This is a genomic window from Luteibacter sp. SVR4-7G (assembly GCF_056755555.1).
Map to the genome: position 1 here is coordinate 49,793 of NZ_JBPGXO010000007.1, position 12,432 is coordinate 62,224.

A 12,432-nucleotide genomic window follows, 5' to 3' on the forward strand; every position below is an offset into this window, starting at 1 on the left:
TGGGAAGCGCCATTCCGGGGCGCACTGCCGCATCGCGCCATGTAGCCGGGGGCGCGACCCGTTATCATGGGCGGTCACCTCCGGAGCGTACCCATGTCGCAGAACTACCCCGAATGGATCTGGCAGAACGGCCAGATCAAGCCGTGGCGCGAAGCCACCGTCCATGTGATGGCGCACGCGCTGCACTACGGTTCGTCGGTGTTCGAAGGCATCCGCAGCTATGAAACGCCCGACGGCGCCGCGATCTTCCGCCTCACCGACCACCTGAAGCGGCTGTACCAGTCGGCCAAGATCTACGACATCGAGATTCCCTATTCGATGGATGAGTTGGCCGAGGCTTGCCGCGAGGTGGTGAAGAAGAACGACCTCAAGGCGGCGTACCTGCGCCCCGTGGCTTTCCGCGGTCTGGGCGGGTTCGGTCTTTCCGCCGAGTGCCCGACCGATGTCGCCGTGGCGACCTGGCCGATGGGCCCGTACCTCGGACCCGAGGCGCTCGAAAACGGCATCGACGCCTGCGTGTCGAGCTGGCAGCGCTTCGCCCCGAACACGATCCCGGCAGGCGCGAAGGCCGGCGGCAATTACCTCTCCGGCCAGTTGATCGCACGCGAGGCGCGCCGCCTCGGCTTCGGCGAGGGCATCGCGCTGGCCTCCACGGGCCTGCTGAGCGAAGGCGCGGGCGAGAACCTGTTCCTGGTGTTCGACGGCGCGCTGCACACGACGCCGGCCAGTGCGTCCATCCTCACCGGCATTACCCGCCACACGCTGATGACCCTCGCGCGCGAGGAAGGCATCGACGTGATCGAGCGCGACCTGCCGCGCGAATACCTCTACCTCGCCGACGAAATCCTGATGTGCGGCACGGCGGCGGAAGTGACGCCGATCCGCTCGGTGGACGGCAAGAAGATCGGCACCGGCAAGGGCGGCCCGATCACGCGGCGCCTGCAGGAACTGTATTTCGGCCTGTTCAATGGCAAGACGGCCGACCGCTGGGGCTGGCTGGAACCGCTTTAAGCGGAAGCGTGTAGGAGCGCGCCTGCGCGCGACATGTTTTCGCCGCAGTTCCCAAGCTGGCGCGCCAGTTCCGGGCCACGGCCTCAAAACATGTCGCGCGCGAGGCGCGCTCCTACACAGTGGAGGCGCTTAGTTGCAGAAGCCGTTCGGGTAGCTGGACGAACGATACGCGTAGAGCCAGCTTGTCTTGCCGCCGTCGTTCGCGATGTTCCAGCCGTTGCCGATCGAGCCGATGGCGGTGTTGAGTACCTGCGAGCGGTTGAGCACCGGCGTGGTGAAGTAGTTGTCCTCGTCGGCCTCGACGCGGAACGAGAGTTCGGCGAGCGCAGGAGTGGCGGCGCCGTTGACGTACCACAGCGTGAGGGTGAACTCGGCCACCGATTCGCCGATGTCGGACTCGGGACCGTCGTATTCCTGCTGCGTCACCGTGACGCCCGCCACCGGCGCCAGCCCGGCGCTGGCGATGTCCGAGAGCGCCGAAGCCCCCGGGAACTGCTTGATGAGCGCAGCGATCGTCGTCGGCGTGGTGGTCGCGTCCTGCTTGGTGGAATGCGCGAGCACGAGGCTGCCCGGCGTCACGTCGGTTTCCAGCTTCGTTTCCTTGTTCTTTCCCGCGCCGGAGACGTCGGTCCAGTACGAGAGTTCCTCGTCCGGATGGCGGAACTTGAACTGGATGTCCGAATGGTCGCCGGCACGCGTGCGCACCGAGTAACCGCGATTCATCAGGGAGCAGGTGTGCGGCGTGTCGTAATAGGCCAGCGTGTCGCGGTCGCCGGCGCTGAAGTTGCCGGTGACGGTCTTGTCGAACCCGAGGGTCGAAAGACGCGCGGATACGTCGTGCAGCAGCGTCGCGGCAGCGCTGGACGGATTGCTCGCGAAGCGTGAAGCATCGAGCAGCACCTTGTATTCCTTGCTGTCGACGTAGGCCGGCGAATTGGCGTGGCTGGCCGTGGCCCCGAGCAACAGGGTGGCGGACAGCAGGGAAAGAACCGTACGTTTCATCATGCGCGTGACCCTTCAGCGGTGGTGGGAAGCGTCGGTGGAACGCGTGTCCGGCAGGCTCAACCGGTACACGAGGATGCGGTTGTCGTTGTCGATGGCGGAATCGCAGCGCTGGCCTTCCATGACGCAGTGCTTCGCGATGAAGTCGTTGTCGTTGCCCACGAGCAGGAACCAGTCGCCGGGGTGCGCCGGGTCGAGCGCGGGTACGAGGTCCATGGCCTCCCATTTTTCCGAGAGAAGCGCCATGCCCTGCGCATTACTGTCGACCGTCAGGCCGAAGCGCGCGAGGTCGACCGGATCGAGCAGGTTGACCAGCGGTTGCCAGGTCGCGGGACGGATATCCGCCCGCAGGTCGCCGCCCTCCCCCAATACCGGCCTCGTCGCGGTTTCATAGGTGGTGCCCGCGAGGTTGGTCGCGCGCGTGGTATCGACGAGCAGCACGCTCTTGAACACGATCGGCTTGCCGCCTTCCGCGCCATACCCGCTGCCATCGCGGGCGAGCATGAGGAAATGGTGATCATCGAGGACGCGGATCTCGCTCTGTGCCGCCGTACGGTTCGGCTTGCCGCCCTTGCCGTTGTCGTCGTAGGCCGGAAGCCGGACGACGTAATGCGCGAGGGGGCGCTTCGGCACGGCCCCATGGCTCACGTCGTAGACGAGCACGCGGGTCAGGGTGCGGCCGGAGGCATCGCCCGGGGCGCTGTCCTGGACGAGCGCGCTTTGCAGCATGACGAACAGACGCTTTCCGTCGGGCGACAGCGCCATGCCCTCCACGCCCTGGTTGTTGCGACGGCCACTGGCCGGCGGACGCAAGGAGGTGAAAGCGGGCTTCCCCTCTTTGTCCAATGGCTGCACGGCACGCGGCGGCACGATGACGCCGGTCAGCTTGCCCTTTGCATCGAAGCGATAGACGTTCGCCGCGTATTCGTCGCCGATGTAGAAGCCGCCGTCGCGGGTGAACTGCAGCGACTCGGCGTCGAGGGATACCTTGCCCGCGCCCGTCCCCTTTGCCGGTGACGGCAGGACGACGCCGCGCTCCGTGCAAGTGCTTTCGCCGGGTTCCGCGCCGGTGAAGGTCTTGCCGTCGAAGTCGCGAAGCTCACGGCCGCCGTCGGGAACGATGGTGACCGTCCCTTTTGTGGGGGCCACTGCAGGGGCGATGGGTGCTCGTGGCGAGCTTGCCCGCTGGCGCGGGATCGCCGGCGTAGCCGGCTCCCACAGTGTCATCGTGAAGCGGAAGCGATGCAGCCGCCCCCGGTAGTCAAAGAAGACCCCATGTTCCGGATCGTTGCGTCCGCGGTCCGGCAGGGTCCACAGCACGCCCGTATACGTATTGCCTTCGCGCTTCCATGTCCCCGGCTCGATCATCAGGGAGGAGAACGACCCGAGCGTGTCGCCGAGGAAATCCACCGTCCCCGCCGGCAGCGAACCGGTGGCGACCAGACCCTTGTCCACGTAGCGATCGCCGCCCGCCTCGATCGCCCGCGGCAGGGGTGTGGCGGCGATATCCGGCACGCGTACCTCGCCACTCCTGGCCATGGCGCTCGCCAGGAGGAAGACAAGCGCGGCACCCGCGAGAAGACGCGGCATCAGAAGCGCACGTCCAGCGTGGCAAAGTACTGGCGCGGCGCGGACGCATGGAACACGTATGCCGTGCCGTTCGGATCGCTGGGCACGAAGGCGCTGGAATCGAAGTTGCTGGCGTAGCGCTTGTCGCCGAGGTTGGTCACGTTGAGCGACAGGCGGACGTCCTTTGCCACCGATACGGGACCGAAGTCGTAGCCGCCGGACAGGTCCCACACGGTGAAGCCGCCGAAGCCCTGGTCGTTGGTGTACGTGTAGAAGCGCTTGCCGGTGTACTTGCCGCGCAGCGAGGCGAACCACGGGCCTTCCGACCAGTCGATCTGGGTCGCGAACAGCTTCGTGGGCGTGTCGGTCTGGATCTTGCCCTTGGTGTGCTGGACCACCCCAGCCTGCACATAGTCGCTCGCGTAAGTGGAGCGGTTGTACGAAGCCGAGTTGTACCAGCGCAGGTGCTCCGTCGGCGACCAGACGAAGGTGAGCTCCACGCCGCGGCTGTCGACGCCACCGACGTTGTAGAAGCGGTTGCCGCAGGTCGGCCCCACCGGCTGGCGCGAATCGCAGGGGTTGTACTGCAGCAGGCGATTGTCGAAGCGCACGTTGTACGCCGCGACCGATGCGGCCACCGGACCGGTCTGGATGCGGTAACCGGCCTCGAGGCTGCGCGACTTCTCGGGCTTCAGGTCGCCCTGCGTATCCCAGGTCGCCTGGCTGACCGCCTGCGGGCCGAGCTTGAAACCGCCCTGGAACATGGCGATGTTCTTGGCGAAGCTGGCGAACACTTCCTGGCCCTCGGCGAGGCGGTAACGCGCGCCGAACTGCGGCAGCAAGGCCTTGCTCGCGCTGAGCTTGCCGCTCGCGAACTGGTTGTTCGAGGTTGGCTTGATCGGCTGCACCGCGTCGCCGGGGAGGGCCGTCGCCTGCGAGGTCACGTGCGGGCTCTTCACGCCCACGTCGACGGCGAGCGCATCGTCGAGGAAGCCGATCGTGTCCTGCAGGAAGGCCTGGCGCGTGTTCCATACGGTGCGCTGGTCGAAGACACCGAGGTCCGGCGTGGTGTCGATCGGCCCGCTGAGGTCGCGCGGCCCTGTCACGTAGCTGCTGTAGCGCGAGGCGCTGGAGATGTTGTGCTCGTACCAGACGCCGCCTTCGATGTGCTGGTTGGCGACGTCCCACGACGCGGACAGGATCGCGCCGGAACGGTTGATCGTGTACAGCGTGTTGCGGAAGATGATCGGCAGCTGCTGCGGCGTGCCCGGGTACGAGTACGTGCCGCTGTTCCAGTTGTGGCCTTCGCCCGCGTCCTCGTGATGGTAGACCTGCGCATGGATCGTCACCGAATCGCTGGGGAAGAAATCGCCGGCGAGGTAGTAGAGATCGTCGCTGCGCAGGATCTGTCCGGCGGTGAACGCGCCGTCTGCGTCCTTGTCCGCGCCGCTGTTGTCGCACAGCCTGGCATTGAAGGTGCCGGCATTGCAGTAAGCCTTGCCGACGGCACGCTGCCAGTCCGGCGCATAGCCGCCCCAGTCCCATCCGAGGCCGCGGGCGAGCTCGCTCTTGGAGAGGTAGAAGTAATCCGCCTGCGAGGTACGCGAGGTATCGGCGAAGCCGGTCAGGCGGCCCCAGTCGAAGTCCCAGACCGCCTTGCCGTTGAACTGCTTGGTGGTCGAGCCGTTGTACGCGTCCTGGTCGTTGAACAGGTCGGAGGTGGTGCGCGCACCCGACAGGTACATCGAGAAGCCGTGGTATTCGCCCGTATCGAAGCGGGCGAACGTATGTCGGTTCCGGTCGCTGCCGAAGCTCTGCACGACGCGCCCGCCCATGGTCTTCGCGGGATCGCTCGACGTATAGGCGATGGTGCCGCCAAGGTTGCTGGTGGAGGGCGTGCCCAGGTTGCCGATGCCTTCCGAAAGCTCGGCGCCCGCGAAGTTCTCCGAGATCAGCGCGCGGTTGATCGTGAGGCCGTTGTAATTGTTGTAGGCGCTGTCGCCGAGCGGCACGCCATCGAGCGTGTAGCCAAGGCGCGTACCGCTGAAGCCGCGCAGGCTCAGGGTCATGGACTGTTCGTTGCTGCCCAGCGCGTCGACCGACTGTGCATTCACGCCCGGCAGGGTGTTCAGCACCTTCTGCAGGCTCGTTCCCGGCGGCAGCACCTTCTGGTCGGAAGGACGCAGGCGCTGCACCTGCCGCGTTTCGCCGGTACCGATGACGGAGACGGCGTCGAGGTCCTGCGCCTTGTCGCGGCTGGCGACGGCGTTGTCAGTGTCAGCGGGGATGTCGGTCGCGGAGGCGACGGAGGCGAAGGCCATGCCGAGGGCGACGGCCAGAACGGTCTGCTTGAACAAGAGGCGGTGTCCTTCCTTGTGCTGACACGCCGCGGCCTTACTCCCCAGAGATGGCCCGGTACGCGTCGTTGAAGCGACGCATGTTCGGATCTCTGAATGAAAGTCTGATGACAGGTGAGATGACAGGAGTCTCGATTACTCGGACTGGTCGGGCGGGTAGGAGCGCGCCTTGCGCGCGACATCTTTTGGGGCCGTGTGTTACAGGGCCTGTTGCTCTTCGCGAAAAGATGTCGCGCGCGAGCGCGCTCCTACATCACCGCTAGCGGACATTTACGGACGGGGACGCCCATTAGCGGAAGTCGATGGTGGAGATGGCGCCGGCCATTTCCGGGCGCGGGCGCAGGGAAACGTCCCAGCCGTAGAGTTCGCACAGGCGGCGAACGATCGCCAGCCCGAGGCCCGCGCCGCCGCCAGTGGCGCTCTCACCGCGGATACCGCGCTGGAAGAGCTTCTCCGCGTCCTCGGGCTTGATACCCGGCCCGGTATCGATCACGTCGATGCGGCCGTCGAGCACGCGCACCGTGACCATGCCTTCCATCGTGTACTTGATCGCGTTGCCGATCAGGTTGGTGAGGGCCACCGACAGCACCGAAGCGGGAGCGTTGACGGTGACCGAGCCATCGGCGATCAGCTCGATCTCGATCGGCTTGCCACCCATCTGCGGACGCTGGCTCTCGATGACGTCGGCCGCCACCTTGGCGACATCCGTGGTCTCCCCGCGCGTCGGACCGCGGCGCTCCGCACGCGAAAGCAGCAGCAGCGCTTCGATGAGCTCCGTGGCCTGGCGCGACGCGCGCTCGATGCGCTTCAGCCGCTCGCGCAGCTTGTCGGTGAGGTCGGGCGAACCCTGCAGCAGTTCGGTCGTGCTCGCGATCACGGCAAGCGGCGTGCGCAATTCGTGGCTGACGTCGGAGTTGAACTCACGGTCGCGCTCCACCACGGAGGTAAGGCGCATCGCGTATTCGTCGAGCGCCACCGCCAGTTCGCCCACTTCGTCGTCCGCGAAGTGCGGGGCGAGCGCCTCCGCCTTCCCCACGCGGCGGAAGTCGCGAAGACGGCGCGCGAGGTCGGTCACCGGACGCAACACGCGCGACGACAGCCAGACCCCGATCACCAGCGACATGAGACCGAACAGGAACACCGCGGCGATGACGCTGGTGATGAGCTGGCGCTTGCCCAGTTCGTCGCGTGACACGTCGAACTGCAGGAAGCTGATGATGCCGCCTTCGCGGCGTACGGCCACCTTGTAGTGCCGGTTCCTCCCAGCTTTGTCCGTCTCGTAGAGATCGTGCACGCCCGTGCCCAGCGACTGCCAGTTTAGCGGCGCCTTATAGATGGTACGGTCGCTGAATGTAGCCGCAGTGACGATCTCGAACTGCGGACGCTCGTTCGGATTCGCCCGCACCTTCGCGTTGAGCGAATCGACCTCGTCCTGCAGGGCGGAATTGATCAGCTGTTCCTCGACGCGCTCGCGGATGTTGAGCGCGGCGAACGCGAACAGCGCGCTCAGCCCGAATCCGAACAGCGTGAAGGTGACTACGAGCCGGAAGCGGAGCTTACGCCTGGACCGCATCCGGATCGACCATGCGGTACCCGATACCGTGACGCGTGTGGATCAGCGGCTTTTCGAACGGCTTGTCGATGGCCGCACGCAGCCCGTGGATGTGCACGCGCAGCGAGTCGGAATCGGGAAGCTCCTCGCCCCACACGCGCTGTTCCAGGTCCTGCCGGGTGACCACCGACGGGCTCGCTTCCATCAGCGCCTGCAGGAGCTTCAGGCCGATCGGATTCAACTGTATCGACTTGCCTTCCCGGGTAACGGTGAGGGTGTCGAGGTTGTAGGTGAGCCCGCCGACCTTCAGCACGCGGCTCTGCGGGCCCTTGCCGCGGCGCGCCAGCACTTCCAGGCGCGCAGCCAGTTCCTGCAGCGCGAACGGCTTGGTCATGTAGTCGTCTGCGCCGGACTCGAAGCCGGTGAGCTTGTGCTCCAGCGAGTCGCGTGCGGTCAGCATCAACACGGGGGTCTGCTTGTGCGCCTCATGGCGGAGCTTTTTCGCCACGTCCAGGCCGTCCATGCCCGGGAGGGTGAGGTCGAGCACGATCACGTCGAAATCGTGCACCACGGCCAGGTGCAGGCCGGTGACACCGTCGCCGGCGAAATCGACCACGTGGCCGCGATCCTCGAGGTAGTCCCCGATGTTGGTCGCGATGTCAGTGTTGTCTTCGATGACCAGAACGCGCATGCGGCACTCCGTTGTGCGGTCGCTTTGAGTCTTATGAGTATTGCGACTGCAAGCTTAACGGGGAATTGGTGAAGCGGACAGCAGTAAAAGAGAGGCCCGGGCGGGAGAACCCGCCCGGGCCGAAAGAACTACTGCCCCGATACCGTCACCCCGCGTCGCGGAATCACAGTGAGCCCTTTATAGGGGAGGGTCCTTTAAATCGCTGTTAACCCCTTCGCCGGCCGCGCCTTGCGGGCCTTCGGGACGACGGGACGGACGCCGACCCGGGCTTCGCAATGGGCCACGATGGCATCGGCCACGTCCACTCCGGTGCTCCCCTCGATGCCTTCAAGCCCGGGCGAAGCGTTCACCTCGAGGAGCAACGGCCCGCGCGAGGAGCGCAGGAGGTCGACGCCTGCCACTTCCAGCCCCAGGGCCGAAGCGGCCTCGACCGCCACCCGGCGCTCGTCCTCGGAGAGTTCGACCGCCGCGGCCGTACCGCCACGGTGCAGGTTGGCCCGGAATTCGCCGGGCGCCGAGGAGCGCTGCATGGACGCCACCACCCGGTCGCCGACCACGAAGCAGCGCAGGTCCTGGCCATTGGCCTCGCGGATGAACTCCTGGACCAGGAAGTTGGCGTAAAGGCCGCGGAAGGCTTCGATGACGCTCTGTGAAGCCGAGCGCTTTTCCGCCAGCACCACGCCCGCGCCCTGCGTACCTTCGTTCAGCTTGATGACGTGGGGCGGGTCGCCGAGCATGGCCATCAGGTCGGACGTGTCGTCCGGGTTGTCGCCAAAGGCGGTCACTGGCATGTCGACGCCGCGAGCCGCCAGCAATTGCAGGCAGCGCAGCTTGTCGCGCGCGCGCAGCACGGCGTCGGAGGGATTGGGCGTGAACACGCCCATCAGTTCGAGCTGGCGGAGCACGGCCGTGCCGTAGAAGGTGCTCGATGCGCCGATGCGCGGAATGACGCAATCGACCGGCCCGAGGGGCTTGCCCTTGAAGTGGATGGCGAACGACTGCGGCGCGATGCTCATGTAACAGCGCAGCGGATCGATGACGCGCACGGTGTGCTTGCGTTTTCGCGCCGCCTCGACCAGTCGCTGGGTAGAGTACAGCCGCGCATTGCGCGACAGGATGGCGATCTTCATGAAGGGTCCCGGACGGCGCGGCGCGGCGTCTGCGAGTAGGAAAGCGAAGGATCGACCGCGAAGCGCCCAAGGAGGGCGGTGCGGCCGAGCAGGAGTGGGAAGAGCATGTGTCGCCGGTCGGTCAGGTTCACTTCCGCCGCGAAGCGGCGCCCGGCCAGCTCGATGTCGGTATGAATGAACCAGCGCGTCGTCGCATGTCCGCCGGAGTCGGTCACCGACCGGCGGCCGGTAGCCTGCGCCAGGCACGGCGCCGAGAGGCCGCCCTTGCGGGTGGTCCGGACCTGGAACCTCAGCCACGTACCCTCCGGCCGCTCTTCCACCTCGAGCCATTCGACGTGCAGCGACGAGGTTCGCGCGCCCGTGTCGAGCTTGGCCTTGAGGACGGAAACGCCGAGCGACGGAAGTGCAAGCCGTTCGCGCCAGCCGAGGGTGATGACGTCAGTCATGGTCTGGAACGACGGTGTGAGGACGACGGCGGATCGAGGGGAACGACCCGGTGTGCGCGGCGAAGTCGCCGCGATGGGAAAAGGATGCCCAACGCCGCGACGCGGTGCAACTGGCATGGCAAGGATGACCCGCTGCCCCTCACGCCAATGAAAAACGTGTGAAGCCCGATGTCATCTCATTGTAGTGGAAGCGCGCCTTCAGCCGGCAGGCGGCCTGTTGGCGCGCAACATGAAGATGGCGCTGCCCACGCCGATAAGCGCCACCAGCCCCACGTAATGCGCTGGCCCCAGGCCGCCGGCGGTCTTCGCGAGATAGCCGACGAGTACCGGCGTCGCCGCACCGCAGATCGCATAGGCAATGTTGTATGACAGGGAGATGCCGGAAAAGCGGATGGCGGGCGGGAAGGCCGCGACGAGCACGGCCGGCACGATGCCCGCCACGCCGGCGAACAGCCCCGCGAGCGAATACAACAGGAAGAGGTTCGTGCCGCCGGCCCTGAGGTCGAAGTACAGCGCATAGGTGCTGGCAGCCAGCCCGATCGAGGCGACCAGCATCGCACGCGCCCTTCCCTGCCAGTCCACGAGCAGTCCGCCCAGCACGCAGCCGATGCAGAGGGCGAGCGCCGCGAGGCTGCCCGCGGTGAAGGCCCGCGCCGACTCCACATGGAATGCCGTCTGCATGAGCGTGGGCGTCATCAGGATCACGACCACGATCGCCGCGGTGAGCACCCAGGTCACCACCATCGACAGCAGCACGGAAGGCAGGTGGTCGCGCAGCACGACCCACGCCGGGAGTTCCGTCGTGAGCTCCTTGCGTTCGCGCATGCGCGCGAACACGGGCGTCTCGCTGAGCCAGCGGCGCAGGTACACGGCGAAGAAACCGAATACACCGCCAAGCAGGAACGCGATGCGCCAGCCGTGGTCGAGCATCTCCGCCGGCGACATCCGCGCGTTCATGGCCGCGGCCACCAGCGAACCGATGAGGATGCCGACGGTAAGGCCCGCACTGAGGCTTGCGCATGCCAAGCCGACGCGATGCCGCGGCACATGCTCGGCGACGAACACCCAGGCGCCGGGAACCTCACCGCCGATGGCGATGCCCTGCACGATCCGCAGGAGCGTGAGCAGCACCGGTGCGAGCACGCCAATGCTGGCGTACGTAGGCAACACGCCGATGATCAACGTGGGCACGGCCATGAGGAACACGCTGAGCGTGAACATGCGCTTGCGCCCGATGCGGTCGCCGAAGTGCGCCATCACCAGGCCGCCGAGCGGGCGCGCGAGGTAACCCACCGCGAAGATGCTGAAGGCCTGCAACTGCGCTACCCAGTCCGACGTGCCCGGCGGGAAGAACAGATGACCGAGCGTCTTCGCGAAGTAAGCGAAGATGACGAAGTCGTAGAACTCCAGGGCGCCGCCGAGTGCGGAAAGCACGAGGGTCTTCGCATCCCTCCGGTCGAGGGGACGGCTGTCGAGCTGATCGGTATCGGCGATGGCGTTCATGGATACGCTTGGCAAGGAGGGATCGGGCGTTCGTCCGGCCGGGTATTTAGCTGGCAGGGGCGCGACAGGGTCAAGCACCGGCGTCTGTGCGTCTTGCATGTATGACGCGACGCAAGAAAACGCGACGCGTCGTGACGAGGCAACCGTCATCGGCTAGGCGTGCGCGGCCACCGCTTCCGATCCCGGCGGCCGGAACTGCCGGCGCCATGCGCCCGGCGTCATGCCGATCACCTGCGTGAACACGCGGCGGAACGCGGCGACGGACTGGTAGCCAACGGCCTCCGCCACCGCTTCGGTCGAGCGCACGGGATTCTTCAGTTCGTTGGCCGCCAGGCTCATGCGCAGGTCCTGCAGCATCTCGGTCGCCGACTTGCCAAGGCCTTCCTGGAAGTGGCGCATGAAGGTCGTCCGCGACATGTTGCACAGCGCTGCGAGTTCCGGCAGCGTCCAGGCGCGGGCGGGATCGGCGAGCATCGCGGAGATGGCGGGTGCAAGGCGCGGATGCGCCGCCAGCGCGAGCAGGCCCGGGGGTGGCGCATCGGACTGGCTGGCCACGCGCAGCACGAGCGCGAAGAGCGCCGCGGACAGCGCGTTGAGTATCGCGTATCCGCCAAGGAGACCATCCGTCGACTCCGCACGCATCAGTTCGACCAGTCCGGCCAGGTGGCTCGCTGCGGCGCCGGGAAGATGCCCGCCTGCCTCGCTGGCCGTATGCACGACGAGCGTGGAAGGCAGGTAGCTGCGCAGCCACCGGTCATGCGGGGCCGCGATGGCGAACCGGCCACAGAGCAAGTCCAGCTGCTCGCCCTGCCCCTCGTTTTCGCTCAAGAGGATGTTCGGCGTCTGCCGGTCGTGCGCGCGTGCCGGCGGAAGGCCACTGTCGTCGCGCAATTCATGCGCCGAGCCGTGGGGGAACAGCACGACATCGCCTGCCCGCAGGTCCAGGGCCTTGCCTTCGGGTCCGTCGAGCCGTGCCGTGCCGCGCAGGACCAGGTGATAGGGCACCTCGCCCGGCGAGGAGACGCCGGAGGTGACGATCCAGGGCGCGCGATAGGAGCAGCGGACTTCCAGGCGGCCCGACACGGAGACGACGCCAAGGAAACGGCTCAGCCAGTCGATGTCACTGGACATGGTTACCTCCGATGACCCTTTGGAGCATCTTATCGACCCC

The 12,432-nt window shown here is 66.6% G+C and carries 10 protein-coding genes; 1 reads left to right on the top strand and 9 read right to left on the bottom strand.

What is annotated here, in order from left to right; translation table 11 throughout:
• Positions 1–93 precede the first annotated feature (93 nt).
• Positions 94–1,011, top strand: a complete 918-nt coding sequence (locus ACR9ZH_RS04325; protein ID WP_481289523.1) for a branched-chain amino acid transaminase — start codon at positions 94–96, stop codon at positions 1,009–1,011.
• 129 nt (positions 1,012–1,140) lie between these two features.
• Here the strand turns inward: ACR9ZH_RS04325 and ACR9ZH_RS04330 are convergent, their stop codons facing one another.
• From ACR9ZH_RS04330 to ACR9ZH_RS04370, 9 genes are all read right to left on the bottom strand, one after another.
• A complete protein-coding gene (locus ACR9ZH_RS04330) occupies positions 1,141–2,016 on the bottom strand; it encodes a hypothetical protein (protein WP_481289524.1) in 876 nt (291 codons plus the stop codon).
• Between the two features lie 12 nt (positions 2,017–2,028).
• Positions 2,029–3,603, bottom strand: coding sequence for an esterase-like activity of phytase family protein (locus ACR9ZH_RS04335; protein ID WP_481289525.1), 1,575 nt, complete (start codon positions 3,601–3,603; stop codon positions 2,029–2,031).
• Positions 3,603–5,903: a TonB-dependent receptor gene (locus ACR9ZH_RS04340; protein WP_481289580.1), complete on the bottom strand. Its 2,301-nt coding sequence runs from the start codon at positions 5,901–5,903 to the stop codon at positions 3,603–3,605. The genes ACR9ZH_RS04335 and ACR9ZH_RS04340 overlap by 1 nt, the downstream gene beginning before the upstream one ends.
• A gap of 325 nt (positions 5,904–6,228) precedes the next feature.
• A complete protein-coding gene (locus tag ACR9ZH_RS04345; protein WP_481289526.1) occupies positions 6,229–7,512 on the bottom strand; it encodes a sensor histidine kinase in 1,284 nt (427 codons plus the stop codon).
• Positions 7,496–8,182, bottom strand: coding sequence for a response regulator transcription factor (locus tag ACR9ZH_RS04350; protein ID WP_166699672.1), 687 nt, complete (start codon positions 8,180–8,182; stop codon positions 7,496–7,498). Before ACR9ZH_RS04350 ends, ACR9ZH_RS04345 begins: the two co-directional genes overlap by 17 nt.
• Before the next feature lie 194 nt (positions 8,183–8,376).
• Positions 8,377–9,312 (bottom strand): 30S ribosomal protein S6--L-glutamate ligase, encoded by a 936-nt coding sequence (rimK, locus tag ACR9ZH_RS04355; protein WP_481289527.1) that lies wholly within the window; start codon positions 9,310–9,312, stop codon positions 8,377–8,379.
• Positions 9,309–9,758 (bottom strand): ATP-dependent zinc protease family protein, encoded by a 450-nt coding sequence (locus tag ACR9ZH_RS04360; RefSeq protein ID WP_481289528.1) that lies wholly within the window; start codon positions 9,756–9,758, stop codon positions 9,309–9,311. Before ACR9ZH_RS04360 ends, rimK begins: the two co-directional genes overlap by 4 nt.
• A 198-nt stretch (positions 9,759–9,956) precedes the next feature.
• A complete protein-coding gene (locus ACR9ZH_RS04365) occupies positions 9,957–11,261 on the bottom strand; it encodes an MFS transporter (protein ID WP_481289529.1) in 1,305 nt (434 codons plus the stop codon).
• Positions 11,262–11,414: 153 nt separating this feature from the next.
• The gene (locus ACR9ZH_RS04370; protein WP_481289530.1) at positions 11,415–12,392 is read right to left on the bottom strand and encodes a cupin domain-containing protein; all 978 of its coding nucleotides are present in this window, start codon (positions 12,390–12,392) and stop codon (positions 11,415–11,417) included.
• Positions 12,393–12,432: the final 40 nt, after the last annotated feature.

Coding starts and splice junctions, on each gene's coding strand:
- ACR9ZH_RS04325 (WP_481289523.1), top strand. CDS start 94: ATGTCGCAGAACTACCCCGAATGGATCTGGCAGAACGGCCAGATCAAG.
- ACR9ZH_RS04330 (WP_481289524.1), bottom strand. CDS start 2,016: ATGATGAAACGTACGGTTCTTTCCCTGCTGTCCGCCACCCTGTTGCTC.
- ACR9ZH_RS04335 (WP_481289525.1), bottom strand. CDS start 3,603: ATGCCGCGTCTTCTCGCGGGTGCCGCGCTTGTCTTCCTCCTGGCGAGC.
- ACR9ZH_RS04340 (WP_481289580.1), bottom strand. CDS start 5,903: ATGGCCTTCGCCTCCGTCGCCTCCGCGACCGACATCCCCGCTGACACT.
- ACR9ZH_RS04345 (WP_481289526.1), bottom strand. CDS start 7,512: ATGCGGTCCAGGCGTAAGCTCCGCTTCCGGCTCGTAGTCACCTTCACG.
- ACR9ZH_RS04350 (WP_166699672.1), bottom strand. CDS start 8,182: ATGCGCGTTCTGGTCATCGAAGACAACACTGACATCGCGACCAACATC.
- rimK (WP_481289527.1), bottom strand. CDS start 9,312: ATGAAGATCGCCATCCTGTCGCGCAATGCGCGGCTGTACTCTACCCAG.
- ACR9ZH_RS04360 (WP_481289528.1), bottom strand. CDS start 9,758: ATGACTGACGTCATCACCCTCGGCTGGCGCGAACGGCTTGCACTTCCG.
- ACR9ZH_RS04365 (WP_481289529.1), bottom strand. CDS start 11,261: ATGAACGCCATCGCCGATACCGATCAGCTCGACAGCCGTCCCCTCGAC.
- ACR9ZH_RS04370 (WP_481289530.1), bottom strand. CDS start 12,392: ATGTCCAGTGACATCGACTGGCTGAGCCGTTTCCTTGGCGTCGTCTCC.